The sequence below is a fragment of the Leuconostoc falkenbergense genome (genome assembly GCF_045801155.1).
In the GTDB taxonomy this organism is placed as follows: domain Bacteria; phylum Bacillota; class Bacilli; order Lactobacillales; family Lactobacillaceae; genus Leuconostoc; species Leuconostoc falkenbergense.
In genome coordinates this window covers 2,092,362-2,108,063 of the sequence record NZ_CP174386.1, presented here as the reverse complement: position 1 = coordinate 2,108,063, position 15,702 = coordinate 2,092,362, and the positions used below count along the sequence as shown (strand labels likewise).

Below are 15,702 nucleotides of genomic sequence, written 5' to 3'. Positions count from 1 at the left end.
ATCTCATTCAATAGCAGCTACGCTATCAAATGAGATTTAAGTCACTTGAAACCGTAACGACAGGCATGCAGCGAGTCGTTACGCAAAATAACAACCCGATTACTAAATAATAATAATCGCGTTGATAATTGTGTTGTTTACTTGTGAAGTCATTTGCTTGTTCATGTGATTAATTATAAAACAATAAAAAAAGAAAAGCAATGTTAATTTTACTTTTCTCATTTTAAAATCATTTTTCGACATGATTTGGCAGATATTTTGTGAGGTCTTCGTCACTCATAAAAGCCCAAACTTTGTCACCATAAGTGACTTGTAAGTGATTATCCTCGCGCATGAGTGTTTTAAAGCCAAGCTTGTGCGCTTGAATATAAGTTTTTTGTAGGTTTTTTGGTACAAAAACAAAATTATCTTTGGCTTGTTGATGTGTTTTTAAAATGGCTTGCCCACGTGTTACAGCATAGGTGGTTAGTGAGTCATTTTTAATGAAGCTAGCGAGACGAGCACCAATCGTTTGTTTTGGATCATCTAATGCCGTTTTGGCATAATCTAACGCCTGATTAAAATCGTCACGCAAATCAGCTGGTGATACGGCAACAATTTCTGCTAAGCGTGTCAACAAATTACGAGCGTGTTGGGTAGCTGTGCTGCTAAGTGGTTCATCTGGGTGTGCCAATGCTACAACATGGTTAAAGGCGCGTGCACCTTCGGCAGTGTGTTTTGGCCAAGGTTGTGGGTTAACAATTGCGTCGATAATCAGCAGATGTAGAAAACTCAAAGCGGTTTGGGAGATACCGTCTAATGAGAATGGATCTGTATCAAACATTCTAAATTCCATGTAATTAGCGCCATTTTGGATTAAATCTTCAATTTCTCCGGGGCCTTTAAGTCGGACCGGACCGTAAAACTCGCTTTTGTCATAGAAATCACCATTGGCAATGTATTGTCTAATTTGGCGAATATGGGTTTCAAAATCTGAATAATCCACTAAAATTTCGGGACGATTAGCAAAGCCAAAATCACTGGCACGCCAAGAACGTACTGGCTGGATATCGAGTCGATTATTGGGTAAGTTGTCAGCACTGTTTTCAGTGACAGGACTTGCGCCAAATAGATAGGTTATTAGCCAACGATAACCGGTGACTTGTTGCGCTATTTGGAAATATAACCGATTTTTGGCAGCTGGATAGGATTGAATATGATGTTGGGATCCAAACCAATCAATCAAATTATCAGCTGGTGAATAATTGACATGCACGCCGGTCATAATGTGTTGATAATAACCATAGCGAGCGATTAATTCTTCACGATATTCTTGATACCATGGGCGTTCAAAGTGTGTCAATAAGAAGTCAACATCGTCTTCATTGAGATGAGGCGGCATAGAAAGTGGCCAAATGATTTCATCTTCTGCTAGTTCATTGCTCAAGATGGTTTGCAATTCATGTAGATGGGCTAAAGCATCCTTTGAAGCATGTTTAGGCGCAGTCACCAGCTCTTCTTGACTCTCTGAAAAATCAGTTTGGAAGTAAGGATTAGTTTTTCGAGTGCCAAGTTTGCGTGAGTGGGGATGCTGCGATAACCGCGGTTGTCCTAATTGGACGCGGTGTTCTTCGATTTCAATTCCAAAGCGCCCAGCAAATAATAGGTCAAGGAAATGATTGCGTTTTAAGTGGTCAAGATTTTCGGACATATAATGTTACCCCAACAATGATATTTACCTCATTTTACCGCATTTACGTTTTAAAAGGGTGAAATATGTATTTTAGAATAAGCGTTTGATACAACCTTTGTAATCGAAATATTTGTATTAAGATACGCCCCAAACTATAATAAGGGTATGTTATTCAAAGATAAAATTTATCAATACGTTCCGGCTAAAGTGCCGGATAATATAACGGTCTTTCGTGATGTTGATTATGCTAGCGGTACGCGTCATCAGCTTGATATTTACCGACCAAAAACGCAACATACAGTTGGGGTTATTGTAGATATTTATGGTGGGGGCTTATTACGTGGGGAAAAGTCTTCTTACAAATTACAACCAAGTTTGCGATTTTTAGCTGATCATTACGCCGTTGTGAGTCCAAACTATTCGCTCAATACCGTTCACACGAATCATTTTCCGAATCAAATTGCTGAAATTCGCGCGGTACTGTCATTTTTAGTTGCTCATGCTGAAACGTATGGGTTAAATATGACTGATGTGGTGTTGATTGGTGAGTCAAGTGGTGCTCAATTGGCCGTTTTGACTGCAGCCAGTATTTCGGGTGGTGTTATGTTAGGTGAAAAACCGGAAGGTGCAACATCTGGTGAGTTACCTCAAATTTCGCATGTAATTGGCTTATACGGACCTTACCAAGTTGATCAATTTGTGCCACAGTTTGAAAAATTAGGCATAACACCAAAATTCTCCGAGACTGGTTCAAAGTTGTCATTTGAAGGCATTATGTTAAATAATCAGCGACCGGCTGATGTGCCAGAACTGGTTGCACAAGCTAATCCGGCGACTTATTTTAGTCAAAAAATGCCACCACTGTATTTGTTGGCAGGGGCGGCGGATGATGTTGTACCGTATTTACAAAGTGTCAAATTAGCGCAAGAATATGGTGATATCGTTGGTCAATCAGCCAAAACAACTTGGGTGTCTGGTGCTCATCACGGACCCAGTGATTTTGATACTGATGATATTTATCAGCAAAAGTTAGCTTTTATAAGACAATAAAAAAAGATTGATGCGTTAAATCATCAATCTTTTTTTATTATGGACGATCAGTATCATCTGGTGTGACGTCTTTTCTCGTCTGATCAGAGTAATAGTGAGACATTTTTGGTGCATCAGGCATTAAGATCCATGCTAGGATATAAACCAAAATACCCGGGAAAGTAGCTGAAAAGAATGATACAAAAACGAAGATGACACGGACAAGTGTTGCGTCCCAACCAAAATATTCAGCTAATCCGCCGAGAACACCGCCAATTAAGCGATTGTTGCGTGAACGTGTTAATTTTTTATTTTTAGCCATGATGATATTTCTCCTTGTTTTTAATGAATAACTTTTTGAACGACTTCGGCAATATAGTAACCAATGTAGCCCCAACTTAAGAACGCGTGCCACAAAGTTGACCACCAATCGTGAGATGTCGCAAATTGAATGCCGCCAGCTAATAGGAAACCAACGCCGTAAGCCTGCAGGCCATGATCGTGGCCTACGTGAATATGATTGTAGTGTTCTTTCATGTGATGATATTGTACGTTTGACCGTACACTCCTTAATAAATTTTAACAGTACCCGAATTAGCTTGTGCTTCTATGGCAAACTCGGGATCTATTCCAACGAATCCGCGTTTGTAGCTGCCAGTATTTTGGTCGAAATGAATATTACTGCGCCCAACAGACACACTGCCAGAATGCGCTGATAATTCAAAGTTGAAATCTTGATTGTTTGGTGCGGTAACGCGAATTGAACCAGAATTGGCTTTTAAAGTTAAATCACGCGTCAATTTTGAAAGGCGTAACCGGATTGCGCCCGAGTTAGCTTTAAAGTGACCGCCCCCAACAAAATCGTCAATACGAATTGAACCAGAATGTGCCGACACGGTAGCGTCATTGATGACAGTTTTTTCTAATTTGATACTGCCTGATTTATTTTCAATTTCAGCAGTTTCAAACTTAACGTCACTGGCTTTGATCGTCCCAGAAGTGACCCGCCAAAGGCCACTTTTGGCTGTAATATGTTGTGCTTTGAAACTGCCAGAATACACACTGACGTTGAATTCTTCAAGTGCAATGCTGTTGACATATAGACTTCCTGAATGGTTGATTGTCGTCACTCTTCCGGCGTGGAAGTTTTGTGGTAAGCCAATTTGAATCGCAGTTTTGACATGGAAAAGCATTGGATGATCGCCTTGTGAAATGAGGACATGATCATCTGTTTCTGAGATACGGGCAAAGTAACGGGCATTGTCGCGACTGAAGTATTCATCAACCGTGATTAAATCAGTTTTGTCATTGGTATAAAAACTGACGCTGGCGTCCTTGTAATCAAAAATGAATGGTTTGTCACTTGTTGGAATCGTGATATTGTGATGTGCTTTGGTCCAAAATGGTTCCTTAAGTGTATGCGTTTCAAAATCATAATGACCTTGATCACCTTCAAATTGATAATACTTGTCACCAACTCGTGCACCTTCATGATCAACATGTAGCCAGTCGCCAAATTGCACTTTGTCGTGTTCGCCGTCAATGACAATATCGTCACCAAGGCGAACCCCTTTGCTGTTAATATGAAGATTTCCAATGTGTACGCCTTCATCAGAGATATCTACAAATGACCGTTTGCTGTTTTCGGTTGTTTGTTCCTGCTCATCTGATTGTGTATCATCTTTGGTTGCTGATTTTTGTTCGCTTAATTCTTTCAAAACAGTATCAATATCACCGAGCTGATCAAAAGTATCATCCAATGCTTCGTCATGAGAACGGTCAGTTTTGGCAAAGTCTTGATAAGCCTCAATTAAATCAGCGACTAGTTCCTCTTTGAACTCGGTTAGCTGAGCGTTCGGTGTATATTTTGAAAAAATAACATCTAAACGTGTTCTAATTTCCATTTCTATTGATGTCATAATTCGATTCTCCCACTAATCAGATTGCTGATCACTTTTTTAGCAAATCGCCATTCATCTAGCGCCGTGGCTAGATGGTCTTGACCTTGTGAGGTGATACGGTAATACTTTCGACGTGCGCCTTGTGTTTCGTCGCCCCAATAGCTCTCAATATCACCAAGTTTCTCAAGTCGACGAAAAGCAGTGTAAAGGGTTGCTTCATTGAGTTCATATTGATGGTCTGACAATTGTCGAATAGATTTTGAAACTTGATAACCGTAAGAATCACCTTGATTTAAGATATTCAGAATAATCGTATCAGTGTGACCTCGAATGAGATCTTTTGATATTTCCATAGTAAATTACCTCGTATACTTATATAATATAATAAACTACTGTGCTTGTCAAAGTAATTTACTTAATTTTACAAAAAAATCATATTTTCTGTGTATAATAATGCTCAAAAGGAGTTAGTCTTATGACACAACAAACAACACAAAATAATCACCCTCATACGCGGTATCCTGATTTGTCAGGAAAAACCATTGTGGTAACTGGATCCTCTTCTGGTATCGGCGAAGCTATTGCTCGACATGCTGGTGCTGAAGCAATGAACGTTGTCGTTAATTACTTAAACGCCAAACAAAATGTCGTTGACGGATTGTTACAACTAATCGAGTCTGCTGGCGGTCGGGCAGTTGCGGTGCAAGCTGATGTTGGTACTGAGGCGGGCATTCAAGCAATTTATGACACCGCAATCCAACATTTTGGTGAGATTCATGTTTGGGTTAATAATGCAGGGTTTGAAATACAAGAAGCGACGCATTTGGTGAGCTATGATGACTGGCAGCGGGTATTACACGTTGACATGGATGGTGTATTTTTAGGGTCAAAAATTGCAATTAATCACTTTTTGACGCACAAAATTCAAGGTAACATTATTAACATTTCGTCGATACATGATACGATTCCGTGGCCAACATACGCGTCTTATGCCACAGCAAAAGCTGGTGTGTTGATGTTTACCAAGACAACTGCTCTGGAGTATGCTGAACGTGGTATCCGTATTAATGCGATTTCGCCGGGTGCACTTGATACGCCAATCAATGCAGAGCGCTTTAAAAATCCTGCTGTCAAGCAAGAAACGACTAATATGATTCCAATGAAAAAAATTGGTGACCCGATTGACGTGGCTAACGCCGCCATGTGGTTAATTTCTAAAGAGGCAAGTTATATTACGGGGACAACACTTTACATTGATGGCGGAATTACCTTATATAATGAATTTCAAGGTGGTAAGGGTTAAAAAAAAGCCTTGTGATTGCTCACAAGACTGTACTCTTATCATTAATATGTTGCGCATCTCTTAAACCACGTAGGTTTTGATAGAATGAAGCATTGACTGCTAAGAAATAAGGTGTAGTGAAGATAGCTAAAAATCCACCAGTTAAGGCTGTCAAAATTGACCAACCAATCAAACTTAAACTAAGCAAGAAACGATGCCCCTTATAACCATTCATCATCTCAGCTGATGCTTTCAAATATTGACGTGCTGTACGAATTTCACGGTTGTTTTGGACATCATCACGGTAAATTAAGATTGCCTGTGAATAGCTAAATGACTTGATAATACCCGGGACAATGAATAGCAATGCCCAAAGCATTGAATAGATGGCACGAACATAAGCAATTTTATAAACTGTCCCATTGATTAGTGTTAAGCCAGCAACGAAAGGCTTGGCGGGTTTCTCGTCTTCTTCAGACCAAGTAAGGAAACCAACGGTCGAGCTTTCTGAAAACATTTCAATTAAAGCAATGAATAATGCTAAAATTGCAAAGACAATGATTAGGCTGATTAAAACAGCGACAATAATTGTGATAATAGTGCCAGCATCAACTGCTACACTTTTACCAATACTGCCACCAGTTGATGCGACAGTATCGGTATTGCGCAATTGGTCCCTTGCAGTGGCGGCACTACTGCCAAACTCTAAGATAACCGGAATCAGTGCTAGCAAAAACGCCGCGCCAAAACTTTGTGTGACGCGCGACCAAGCTGCGTGTTTAATTTCTCGAATTGAATTCATATCAGTTCTCCCTCTGACGTAATATATTCAATTATAACATAGTCGAAAATGGTCACAAAAATACCACTATCTAATTAAAGATTAAAAATTACTATTTAGAATGAAATTCTGGTATAATAAAAATATTCATTACGTTGATAAAGGCAATATTAGGCGTGTATCAGAAAGTTAGCGGTTGCTGTGAGCTAATCCGAAAATATTGTTGAGTTACACAACGTTTAGACAATGACGTAGGCCGCGATAAGGCAATATTAAGTGGTGAGTCCGATGACTTACAATTTAGGTGGTACCACGGTGAAAATCGTCCTATTCTATTCAGATTAGGGCGATTTTTGCTGTTAAAAATGATTTTAAAACAAGGAGATACTGATGAATTTTATTGAAGACTTGAAATGGCGTGGCGCCCTCAACCAAGTAACGGACGAAGCCGGTTTGTTAGAAGCAATGAGCAATGACAAAATTGGCGCTTATGTTGGAACTGACCCGACAGCACCATCATTACACTTGGGACACTTGATTCCATTTATGGTGCTAAAGCGTTTCCAAAATGCTGGTGGTAAAGCAGTTATCATTATTGGTGGTGGGACAGGCGCTATTGGTGATCCACGTCCGACAACTGAACGTAAATTGTTATCACCAGAACAACTCGCTGCTAACGAGCAAGGTATTACAGCGCAAGTGACGAAATTATTTGGTGCTGGTGACACACAAATTGTTAATAATAATGACTGGTTGGGTAAGCTGACGCTGACAGACTTTTTGCGTGATTATGGTAAGTTATTCTCAATTAATGTCATGTTGAAAAAAGATGTCGTTGCTTCACGTTTGGAAACGGGTATTTCATTTACTGAATTTACCTACCAAATTCTGCAAGGTATTGATTTTCATGAATTGTGGCGTCGACACAACGTTCAATTGCAAATTGGTGGTTCAGATCAGTGGGGCAATATCACGTCCGGGATTGATTTGATTCATGCAATTGAAGGTAACGAAGCAAAGGCGTTTGGTTTGACAATTCCTTTGATGACGGACGCCACTGGTAAGAAGTTTGGTAAGTCTGAAGGCAATGCCATTTGGTTAGATGCTGAAAAAACGTCACCTTATACGTTCTACCAGTTCTGGTATAACCAAAGCGACGCTGATGTTGTGAAATACCTCAAATACTTCACCTTCTTATCGGTTGATGAGATTAATGAACTTGAAAAAGCGTCACAAGAAAATCCGGGTGCGCGTGAAGCACAACGTCGCTTGGCGCAAGAAGTGACAAAGTTTGTTCATGGACAATCTGCTGTTGAAGAGGCAGAACGTTTGTCAGCAGCTTTGTTTAGTGGTGATGTTGCCGACTTGTCCGCTGATGAAATTGCGGATGCCTTTGGTGGTGTACCAAGCTTTGAGATTGAACAAGCACCTAAAAACATCGTTGATTTTTTGGTTGATGGGCAAATAGAAAACTCTAAACGTCAAGCCCGTGAAGATGTAACCAATGGTGCCATCAGAATTAATGGTGAGCAGATCAAAGACCTTGAGGCAGTGATTGACCCTGCAAGTCACTATGACGGTCAATTTGTGTTAGTGCGTCGTGGTAAGAAAAAGTATTTCTTGGGTAAAGTACAATAACTTTTAGCATGGCCAACTTAACGGTCGTGCTTTTTTGAAAGGATAATATCATGAAAATTTTAATGTATAACGCCGTAGCCGATGAATTGCCATACGTTAAGAAGTGGTCTGAAAAAACGGGGCACGAAGTGGTCACAATCGACCAACCACTCAACGAAAAGACCGTTGATCGTGCTAGTGGTTTTGATGCAGTTTCAACACAACAAACGACATCAGTTAATCCACCAGTTTATGAGCGATTATCACAACTTAATATTAAACAAATTGCCCTGCGCCAAGTGGGCTATGATGTTTTTGATTTGCCCGCTGCCTTTGCCAATCATGTGCGCTTATCAAATGTTGCGGCCTACTCGCCACGTGCCATTGCTGAGTATACGTTAACGCAGTTATTTAATCTGATTCGTCATAATAAAAAATTCGACCGTGCTATGGCACAAGGGGATTACACTTGGGCTGCTGGTGGACAGGCGCGTGAAATTCATGACCTCACAGTGGCAATTATTGGTGTGGGTCGCATTGGTACTGCTTTGGCAGAAATGTTGCACGCGCTTGGCGCACAAGTATTGGGAGTAGATCCCGTTTACCGCGCTCAAAATGAACCATTTGTGACGTATACGACATTAGATGAGGCATTGCGTCGTGCCGATGTGATTAGCTTTCATACGCCACTAAATGATGAGACACGTGGACTGGCAGATCGCGCATTTTTTGAAAAAGTACAGCCGGGTACCATCATGTTAAATTTTGCGCGTGGTGAAATTGTTGATATGACAGCTTTAGAATCAGCATTAGCCAGCGGTCAATTAGCGGGCGCTGCTTTTGATGTGGCACCAAATGAAAATGACTTCATGGACCAAAAGCAAACAGTTGATGAATTGCCAGAAAATATCCAACGGTTAGTAGCTTATGATAACTTTTTGTTGTCACCACATATTGCTTTTTACACGAATACGGCCATTAAAAATATGGTTGAAATGGCACTAAATGATGCAGTAATCATGGTAAATGGTGGTTTCACCGAAAATGAAATTTTGAGATAAGCTCAGCAAACTAAAAAGTGATGCAATGACTAAAAAAACAGTGATTATTGATAGTCAATAATCACTGTTTTTTTTCGACGTTTAAAGTTTAATGTCGTTTTGTAAAAATGGTAGCTTAGCGCGTAGGAATGGGGTTACCCAGCGGTCCAAACCGATTTTGCCTGAATTGTAACCACTAATTAATAGCAAAGTCCCAATGAAAATGAACGTTGGATTCACTGATACAACGCCGGCGCCAAGGTATGAAAAGTTCATAACGAGACCAAAGAAAGCAGCTGCTAAGGTTAACGTACCAAACACCAAACCTAGCCCAACTAGCAATTCACCCCAAGCGACTAAAAATGAAAAGGCAGCCGTTGATTGACCGTGGTTGGTCGTAACATTTAAGAACCAATCATACCAAGGGAAAGCAGCTGTTTTATCTGGAGTTAATACAGGGTTTTTAATGGCACCCATAATCAAACCAGAGGCATCAAAGCCACCTTTTGCTGTGATTTTTCCCCAGCCATCAAGCGTCCACTGGTAACCTAAGTAAACACGTAAAACAGTCAAAATTCCCATTGCAATTTTGGAATTGCGTAGCCATTGAATCATAATATTCTCTCCTAAATATATTTAATTTCAATTTGTAATATCAATTACAAATAGTAAGTATACAGAGTGTTTTGTGAAATGTCAAACAATTTGTTTAGTCTTAAAATTTCGAAATAAGCCCATGAAAAATAGTTGATAAGATTGATGTGAGTGTGTCTGTCAAATATGCCTGAATTATAGTCAGTTTTTTCACAAAGTAGTCACAAAAAGGGTAACTATTTTCGATACACTTGAAGTAATGACCGTGAATGGGGGTAGAATTTATGGTAAAAAATCACGTCATCAATTTAAATGAGGCTTTGATGGATGATCAAGCCCGAGGTAGCGCGGCTGAGGTTTTAGCTGATATGAATGTTACTGGACATAGTTTGACTAAAGCTGCTACTGACGCTAAAAAACAAATTGCGACACGAGAAGGCTGGACTTGCACAGTCTTGCAACCTGCTGAATTGAGACAATTTGCTGGTGGTTTATTGCGTGGTGTTGATGATTTTGCAATGCGACGTCAAGTTGCTGAAAATCCTGAATATTTAACACTTTATCATCAATTAATTACAGAAGTAAGCGCGCTTGGGGATGAAAATTCCGTCGATCAAGTCTCATCCCATTTAAAACAGTTGCGAACTTTGGTTGAACAGCTATCACTTTCTCAAAATGTGACGGCTACCCAGTTGCGTCGTGTCGCGGCTGATATTTTGGCTGCATTTGAACCAGCTAAAAGCGATTCACTAATTGCTGCACAATATAATGCGTTAAGGGCAGGATATACAACGCCAAGAATCCTGACGATTGATGAATGGCGGCGTTTGATTAAGCAATTTCATGATGTGTTACCACAGTTTAAACAGGAAATGCGTGGCTATTTATTTGATGTATTAGCTGAATTACACGATCAAGTTGTTCATTATGATGCTGAAAGTTTGCCTGAAGTTGTGGAATTTTTTCAGGAAATTGACATGATGATTCATACAGCTGCTAGACCGTCAGACTTTATTGGTGTAATGGCGCGTTTTGATGATGTGGAAGGCGTGATCGCGACGATGATTACCCAAGATGCCTCTTTAGAACGCATACGAGAATTTACGCATAATATTTTAGAATCGCTAGACGCAGCAATGTCTGCGGGAATTGCATTGACAAGCTCCGGACAAGAAACATTAGCAATATGCAAAAATGACTTTGAACAAGAAGACTTGGATCGCGCGCAATACTGTAATCTCGTCAAGAGATTACAGAGTATTCGTTTGTCTTGATGTGTTGAAATAAAATTTAAGGTTGACAGTAAATGTAAAAGATGTTTTACTATAAGTGTAAAACATGTTTTACATTTTTGTTTTGTAGGGGACTAAGATGAAAAATTATATCAAAGATTTTAGATCGGCCAATAAAATATCTCAGGCAGAGCTAGCAACCTTGACTGGCGTGACACGGCAAACAATTAATGCCATCGAAAATAATAAGTACGATCCGTCACTCAAGCTTGCTTTTGATTTGGCTAATATTTTGCATACGTCGGTTGATGAATTGTTTGTTAATAATGTGGAGGAATAATAATATGAGTGATAGTAAGAAAATAGTCCGTTTTACGTTCTGGATGAACAAAATATGGCAAATAGGGTTTGTTTTGTTTTCTATTTTGATGATTAATAATATGCACCAAATTGCCATGGTGACAATATTAGTGTCCATTTTAGCATCCCTTTTTGAGATGGTTTCTGTCTCAAGAAAATATCATGTTCAAGTGTTCAACCAAAAAGATGAATTGTATTTTGCCAAGGATGAGCGGGATCGAGACATTGCACTAAAAGTGCATAGTGCGCTCATTAATACTTTTCTTTTGCTAGTTATAGCATTGTGGATACTATTAAGCATCTTATGGGGTATGAATAGTTTGTCAATGGCAGTATTATTTTATGTTTTGAATGGCTGGATTGCTTGCGCATTTATCATTCCGGACATTCAATACTATGTATTGTGGCATAAATACGATCAGCAATAGCTTAGCCTAGCAGAAAAAGCAACTAATTGATAGCGAAGTGGCGAAACGCTTGCTATCAATTGGTTGCTTTTTATCGTTAAAAGTTATTTAGGCGTAGGATAAGCACTAATTTCTAGTCACTCTGATGCTTGATTCTTGTAATGCGCGTACATCAGCTAAAGATAATTTTGATTTAGGAATATAAATTGCGCGGCGTTTTAGCATTAGCACGTACGACACCTCAAGTACTAGATGGATGACGAAATGGTTGTCAAACTCCAGCACATATAAAACTTGCCATGGCTGATTGACAGGAACATTATCTTTGGGCCATTGAAAGCCGTTTTGGTGATAATCAGCAAATAAAAAAGTACCTTTCTTCAATAATCTGTATTGCCTTAATCGGAAAAGCGCTAAGCAAATCACAACGCCGTATAGCATCATTGATAACATTATTAAGCTGAAGTTTAATTGCCCACCGACTAACCAAAACATAATCAACGTGGTGACCAGTATGGTTTCCACTAAAAAAATTAAGGCAATTTGATGCCATTTTTTCTTTAAAAAGGTGGCGTATGTTGGATTAACTCGCGGTAGTTCCGAAATAAAGTGCAAATACAAGCTTTCCAATTTGTCAGTCATTGAAGCGTCGACGAAAAAAATGGTGACGTTATCTTTGATAGAAGCTATTGGTAAGGATGTATAGAGGTTATCAATCATAAATGGTTTTGCTCCAATTAATCGTATTTATCAAATAGGTATGAATAGTGTGTAAAATGATTATTAGCCGTTATTGTCGGCTTCAATTTCTTAGCGCCAATGCGGGTCGTTGTGCTTGACTGTATATTTTCCAGTGTCGACGTTAAAATCTTCATAGGTTTTCGTGAATATGCCCGAGCCAGTGAACGCGACGTGGCCCTGTGAATCGGGTATTACTTAACACGACAAAAAATGGCAATCCAAGTTGAGGGTTTGTCATCATGCCATATTATTTAAGGTTTTTTCAACGGCAGAATAATATTTTTAGTTTTTATTACAGGCCACCAGTGGGAAGCCATGGGAAAAATAGAGTCATTAAAAAGTGCATATGTTATACCTCTCTTCATGTTCTTTTTGCAAATAAACTGTATAAGTGTATGATATGCTTTAAATAATAACGCACAACATTTTATGCAAAATCGGATAAAATTTATTGTGAGGGTGGGGGATGAGTATGAATCAAGGACAATTGCTGAAAAAAATTAGAGTCTCTAGAAGATTGAGTCAACAGCAGTTGGCCCAAGATATTACATCACAAGCAGCATTATCGCGAATGGAGAAATCTGGCAATATTGATGCCAATGTTTTATTACGTTCTTTGGATAAACTTGATATTCATCCGACGGAATTTTTTATGTTGGCCAATCCTGATGGCTTGATTGATTCTCAGGACTATCAGAAAAAGTTGTATGCAGCTTACTATAATGAACAAAATAGTCAAACCTTAATCAATCAAGAGTTGCTTTTATATGACAAGACGAAAATTAAAAAGCACCAAATCAACGCATTACGCGTTCAAGCGGTCTATGCTAAGATTAATAATTTGCCGTTAGAAAATCGTGAAGAAATAACGTATGAAATTCAGAATTATTTATTTGGTTTTGAAACGTGGTTTTTAAATGACATTTTGATGTATCTTGATGTTTTGTTTTTGTTTGATGATACTTTTATTCGGAGCTACCATAACAGAATGATCCGTTCATTAGATCAACTGCCTTTTAGCGCTGTGCAAAAGCATTATTTGCAAATAGCGTACGCCCATAATGCCACGGTGCTAGCATTTGACAGAAATAATATGCAGGATGCGCAATTATATTTGCAAGCCTTTGAAAAATTTGTCTCCCTAGACACTAGAACCTTGACTGACACAATCTACTACTTAACCTACTCAAAACTTTTTAGTTTAAAACAAGGGTTCGATCAACAAATATATGATGATATGCTTGATGATTTAGCGGTATTTAAACGATTTGGATATACGAAAGAATATCATGATATTCTTTATTTTATAGAAAGTATACTCAAGCCAAATAAGGCATAGGGAAGTAGATGATTAGTGGTAACATGTCAGAACGAGAGAGGTAGATTTTACCAAAACCAAAAAAGCCGATGAGAATGACATCTCATCGGCTTTTTGATTATGACAATTGAAAGTGATATTGATTATTTTTGACCACAACACTTAAAAAAAGCATGTTTACTTAGATTTCAAAAATTTTTTGATTGTTTTTTGCCAAGGATATTTAAAGTCCATCGTATTTGACTCATCGAATTTGTTTAACATAGATAATACGCGAACGTTAAGCAAGAAGACGAGCCAGATTACCCAGCCAATCCAGCCAAACTTAATAACGTTGAATAAGTCTAACAACTCTATCACCAACAGAATAACCACAATCACTACTATATTCCGATAGACCGGTCTCAAATCACTTCTAACTGTTTGCTTTTCCAGAAATAAGCGCATATTGCGGTCTTCTCGCAATATTTCATCTAAAGAAAATCCAAAATAATCACTTAGTTTAATTAGGGTCATAATATCGGGATAGCTATTGCTATTTTCCCAACTTGATATTGTTTGTCTGGTGATGAAAAAATCATCGGCGATTTTTTGTTGTGTTAGATTCATGTTCATTCGAGCTGATTTTAATTTTTGTCCAAAGTTCATAATGTTCTCCTAAACTTATTATTACAATTCTTCTTATATAAATAAAGCAAATAAAATTTGCTACTGATAGAAAGCAAAAAAAACAGCAAAAAGCACTATTAAAAGCATGAAATCAGTATGCAAAAGGATACTTGCTCGACCTTTGCTTAACTATCTCGTATACTATATCGCAGTGATATTGGGAACTCAGATCAGTACATGAAATATGATAAAAAGATGTTTGGTCCTCGTAATTCATTTAATCCATTTTCTAATACAGACATATAGGATTTAAATGAAAAGGGTATGCTGATTGTTTTTACTGGCTTAACATAGCCGAAAGATGATATTGGATATGCTAGGTGAATTTTAGACACTATAAATTAAGGTATCTTTCCATGCTAAGTTATTTTTTAAAAATTTTGTAAGCAGAAAATATTATAATTGGCAGAGCTAATATCGTGATAATTATTGTTGTGTTTATTTGAGCCGTATAATCAACAAGTGTTATAAGCCAAAAAGCACTAGGAAACAATAACGCTGCCATCAAGATAGATATATATGTTTCATGCTTCATTGTTTCAGCACCTTTCTATAATAAGGACTAATGCTTAATGGTATTCAGCCAAGGGCCCTTATCATCACTGTACCAAGATACGCCGTGCAAGCTAACAATCAAAATATGGCTTGTTAAAAGATATCATTGCTTCTTAAGAATACAAATTCAGAACGGTTGGGTGTAGCCAAATGATGTTCTTGTGGTTTAGTGGCTACCAAAATTCATACCAAGGCCATAGCCCAAACCTTGGTATTTGTCAGCAAATTCTTGACTTGTTATCTGCAAATAAAACGGGGATAATGCTGCAGAAAGACTATTTTTCATAGCCAGTGGTGTTAAACTGGCTTTTAAATCAGAAATGATTTTAGGTAAGTATTGATGTTTTTCTAAATTTAACTTTGCTACTAGTAGCGCATGCCGTTCTTCTGAATTAATATTTTTATCTAAAATTAAATCGGTAATTTGATTTAACAAATCAATGTCATTAGACATAACTAAAGTCCTCTTCACCTGATTATATATTATTTTATCGAACATTAGCA

At 38.3% G+C, this 15,702-nt stretch carries 19 protein-coding genes; 8 read left to right on the top strand and 11 right to left on the bottom strand.

Annotated elements, in window-relative coordinates; translation table 11 throughout:
• Positions 1-229: 229 nt before the first annotated feature.
• Positions 230-1,690 (bottom strand): glutamate--cysteine ligase, encoded by a 1,461-nt coding sequence (locus ACI3ES_RS10890; RefSeq protein WP_114667155.1) that lies wholly within the window; start codon positions 1,688-1,690, stop codon positions 230-232.
• 147 nt (positions 1,691-1,837) lie between these two features.
• Between ACI3ES_RS10890 and ACI3ES_RS10885 the strand changes: the two genes are divergently transcribed.
• Positions 1,838-2,722, top strand: a complete 885-nt coding sequence (locus ACI3ES_RS10885; RefSeq protein ID WP_114667154.1) for an alpha/beta hydrolase — start codon at positions 1,838-1,840, stop codon at positions 2,720-2,722.
• Between the two features lie 37 nt (positions 2,723-2,759).
• Here ACI3ES_RS10885 and ACI3ES_RS10880 read toward each other — a convergent pair whose 3' ends face one another.
• The 4 genes from ACI3ES_RS10880 to ACI3ES_RS10865 are packed head-to-tail and all read right to left on the bottom strand — an operon-like array spanning position 2,760 to position 4,955.
• Positions 2,760-3,023 (bottom strand): PspC domain-containing protein, encoded by a 264-nt coding sequence (locus ACI3ES_RS10880; RefSeq protein WP_114667153.1) that lies wholly within the window; start codon positions 3,021-3,023, stop codon positions 2,760-2,762.
• Between the two features lie 20 nt (positions 3,024-3,043).
• Positions 3,044-3,238 carry a hypothetical protein gene (locus ACI3ES_RS10875; RefSeq protein ID WP_004915105.1) on the bottom strand — a complete coding sequence of 65 codons (195 nt, stop codon included), beginning with the start codon at positions 3,236-3,238 and terminating at the stop codon, positions 3,044-3,046.
• Between the two features lie 32 nt (positions 3,239-3,270).
• Positions 3,271-4,620, bottom strand: a complete 1,350-nt coding sequence (locus ACI3ES_RS10870; protein ID WP_114667152.1) for a DUF4097 family beta strand repeat-containing protein — start codon at positions 4,618-4,620, stop codon at positions 3,271-3,273.
• Positions 4,617-4,955, bottom strand: a complete 339-nt coding sequence (locus ACI3ES_RS10865) for a PadR family transcriptional regulator (RefSeq protein ID WP_004915101.1) — start codon at positions 4,953-4,955, stop codon at positions 4,617-4,619. Before ACI3ES_RS10865 ends, ACI3ES_RS10870 begins: the two co-directional genes overlap by 4 nt.
• 122 nt (positions 4,956-5,077) lie before the next feature.
• Here ACI3ES_RS10865 and ACI3ES_RS10860 point away from each other — a divergent pair, with 122 nt between their 5' ends.
• Positions 5,078-5,905: a glucose 1-dehydrogenase gene (locus tag ACI3ES_RS10860; protein ID WP_004915100.1), complete on the top strand. Its 828-nt coding sequence runs from the start codon at positions 5,078-5,080 to the stop codon at positions 5,903-5,905.
• A gap of 19 nt (positions 5,906-5,924) precedes the next feature.
• Here the strand turns inward: ACI3ES_RS10860 and ACI3ES_RS10855 are convergent, their stop codons facing one another.
• Positions 5,925-6,686, bottom strand: a complete 762-nt coding sequence (locus ACI3ES_RS10855; RefSeq protein WP_114667151.1) for a DUF975 family protein — start codon at positions 6,684-6,686, stop codon at positions 5,925-5,927.
• Between the two features lie 369 nt (positions 6,687-7,055).
• On the opposite strand from ACI3ES_RS10855, the gene tyrS reads away from it, so the two are divergent.
• Positions 7,056-8,303, top strand: a complete 1,248-nt coding sequence (gene tyrS, locus ACI3ES_RS10850) for a tyrosine--tRNA ligase (protein WP_114667150.1) — start codon at positions 7,056-7,058, stop codon at positions 8,301-8,303.
• Between the two features lie 50 nt (positions 8,304-8,353).
• A complete protein-coding gene (locus ACI3ES_RS10845) occupies positions 8,354-9,343 on the top strand; it encodes a D-2-hydroxyacid dehydrogenase (protein ID WP_317211334.1) in 990 nt (329 codons plus the stop codon).
• A gap of 81 nt (positions 9,344-9,424) precedes the next feature.
• Here ACI3ES_RS10845 and ACI3ES_RS10840 read toward each other — a convergent pair whose 3' ends face one another.
• On the bottom strand, positions 9,425-9,937 hold the full coding sequence (locus tag ACI3ES_RS10840; RefSeq protein WP_114667148.1) for a DoxX family protein: 513 nt from the start codon (positions 9,935-9,937) through the stop codon (positions 9,425-9,427).
• Between the two features lie 263 nt (positions 9,938-10,200).
• Here ACI3ES_RS10840 and ACI3ES_RS10835 point away from each other — a divergent pair, with 263 nt between their 5' ends.
• From ACI3ES_RS10835 to ACI3ES_RS10825, 3 genes are all read left to right on the top strand, one after another.
• Positions 10,201-11,190, top strand: a complete 990-nt coding sequence (locus ACI3ES_RS10835) for a hypothetical protein (RefSeq protein WP_114667147.1) — start codon at positions 10,201-10,203, stop codon at positions 11,188-11,190.
• Positions 11,191-11,287: 97 nt separating this feature from the next.
• Positions 11,288-11,488, top strand: coding sequence for a helix-turn-helix transcriptional regulator (locus tag ACI3ES_RS10830; RefSeq protein ID WP_114667146.1), 201 nt, complete (start codon positions 11,288-11,290; stop codon positions 11,486-11,488).
• 4 nt (positions 11,489-11,492) lie between these two features.
• The gene (locus tag ACI3ES_RS10825; RefSeq protein ID WP_114667145.1) at positions 11,493-11,936 is read left to right on the top strand and encodes a hypothetical protein; all 444 of its coding nucleotides are present in this window, start codon (positions 11,493-11,495) and stop codon (positions 11,934-11,936) included.
• A gap of 105 nt (positions 11,937-12,041) precedes the next feature.
• On the opposite strand, the gene ACI3ES_RS10820 is transcribed toward ACI3ES_RS10825, so the two are convergent.
• Both ACI3ES_RS10820 and ACI3ES_RS10815 read right to left on the bottom strand, forming a co-directional pair.
• The gene (locus tag ACI3ES_RS10820; RefSeq protein ID WP_114667144.1) at positions 12,042-12,635 is read right to left on the bottom strand and encodes a hypothetical protein; all 594 of its coding nucleotides are present in this window, start codon (positions 12,633-12,635) and stop codon (positions 12,042-12,044) included.
• A 17-nt stretch (positions 12,636-12,652) separates the two neighbouring features.
• Positions 12,653-12,790 carry a hypothetical protein gene (locus tag ACI3ES_RS10815; protein ID WP_181809848.1) on the bottom strand — a complete coding sequence of 46 codons (138 nt, stop codon included), beginning with the start codon at positions 12,788-12,790 and terminating at the stop codon, positions 12,653-12,655.
• Positions 12,791-13,128: 338 nt separating this feature from the next.
• On the opposite strand from ACI3ES_RS10815, the gene ACI3ES_RS10810 reads away from it, so the two are divergent.
• Positions 13,129-13,995 carry a helix-turn-helix domain-containing protein gene (locus tag ACI3ES_RS10810; protein WP_407631995.1) on the top strand — a complete coding sequence of 289 codons (867 nt, stop codon included), beginning with the start codon at positions 13,129-13,131 and terminating at the stop codon, positions 13,993-13,995.
• Between the two features lie 156 nt (positions 13,996-14,151).
• Here ACI3ES_RS10810 and ACI3ES_RS10805 read toward each other — a convergent pair whose 3' ends face one another.
• Together ACI3ES_RS10805 and ACI3ES_RS10800 are read right to left on the bottom strand one after the other, a co-directional pair.
• Positions 14,152-14,622 (bottom strand): helix-turn-helix domain-containing protein, encoded by a 471-nt coding sequence (locus ACI3ES_RS10805; protein ID WP_114667143.1) that lies wholly within the window; start codon positions 14,620-14,622, stop codon positions 14,152-14,154.
• A gap of 742 nt (positions 14,623-15,364) precedes the next feature.
• Entirely contained in the window at positions 15,365-15,652 is a 288-nt protein-coding gene (locus tag ACI3ES_RS10800; protein WP_004910369.1) for a bacteriocin immunity protein, read from the bottom strand.
• Positions 15,653-15,702 lie beyond the last annotated feature (50 nt).

Excerpts from the sequence above, each read along its gene's own strand:
- ACI3ES_RS10815 (WP_181809848.1), bottom strand. The coding sequence starts at position 12,790 with ATGAAGATTTTAACGTCGACACTGGAAAATATACAGTCAAGCACAACG.
- ACI3ES_RS10875 (WP_004915105.1), bottom strand. The coding sequence starts at position 3,238 with ATGAAAGAACACTACAATCATATTCACGTAGGCCACGATCATGGCCTG.
- ACI3ES_RS10880 (WP_114667153.1), bottom strand. The coding sequence starts at position 3,023 with ATGGCTAAAAATAAAAAATTAACACGTTCACGCAACAATCGCTTAATT.
- ACI3ES_RS10835 (WP_114667147.1), top strand. The coding sequence starts at position 10,201 with ATGGTAAAAAATCACGTCATCAATTTAAATGAGGCTTTGATGGATGAT.
- ACI3ES_RS10845 (WP_317211334.1), top strand. The coding sequence starts at position 8,354 with ATGAAAATTTTAATGTATAACGCCGTAGCCGATGAATTGCCATACGTT.
- ACI3ES_RS10855 (WP_114667151.1), bottom strand. The coding sequence starts at position 6,686 with ATGAATTCAATTCGAGAAATTAAACACGCAGCTTGGTCGCGCGTCACA.
- ACI3ES_RS10865 (WP_004915101.1), bottom strand. The coding sequence starts at position 4,955 with ATGGAAATATCAAAAGATCTCATTCGAGGTCACACTGATACGATTATT.
- ACI3ES_RS10825 (WP_114667145.1), top strand. The coding sequence starts at position 11,493 with ATGAGTGATAGTAAGAAAATAGTCCGTTTTACGTTCTGGATGAACAAA.
- tyrS (WP_114667150.1), top strand. The coding sequence starts at position 7,056 with ATGAATTTTATTGAAGACTTGAAATGGCGTGGCGCCCTCAACCAAGTA.
- ACI3ES_RS10840 (WP_114667148.1), bottom strand. The coding sequence starts at position 9,937 with ATGATTCAATGGCTACGCAATTCCAAAATTGCAATGGGAATTTTGACT.
- ACI3ES_RS10820 (WP_114667144.1), bottom strand. The coding sequence starts at position 12,635 with ATGATTGATAACCTCTATACATCCTTACCAATAGCTTCTATCAAAGAT.
- ACI3ES_RS10810 (WP_407631995.1), top strand. The coding sequence starts at position 13,129 with ATGAATCAAGGACAATTGCTGAAAAAAATTAGAGTCTCTAGAAGATTG.
- ACI3ES_RS10830 (WP_114667146.1), top strand. The coding sequence starts at position 11,288 with ATGAAAAATTATATCAAAGATTTTAGATCGGCCAATAAAATATCTCAG.
- ACI3ES_RS10890 (WP_114667155.1), bottom strand. The coding sequence starts at position 1,690 with ATGTCCGAAAATCTTGACCACTTAAAACGCAATCATTTCCTTGACCTA.
- ACI3ES_RS10805 (WP_114667143.1), bottom strand. The coding sequence starts at position 14,622 with ATGAACTTTGGACAAAAATTAAAATCAGCTCGAATGAACATGAATCTA.
- ACI3ES_RS10800 (WP_004910369.1), bottom strand. The coding sequence starts at position 15,652 with ATGTCTAATGACATTGATTTGTTAAATCAAATTACCGATTTAATTTTA.
- ACI3ES_RS10870 (WP_114667152.1), bottom strand. The coding sequence starts at position 4,620 with ATGACATCAATAGAAATGGAAATTAGAACACGTTTAGATGTTATTTTT.
- ACI3ES_RS10860 (WP_004915100.1), top strand. The coding sequence starts at position 5,078 with ATGACACAACAAACAACACAAAATAATCACCCTCATACGCGGTATCCT.
- ACI3ES_RS10885 (WP_114667154.1), top strand. The coding sequence starts at position 1,838 with ATGTTATTCAAAGATAAAATTTATCAATACGTTCCGGCTAAAGTGCCG.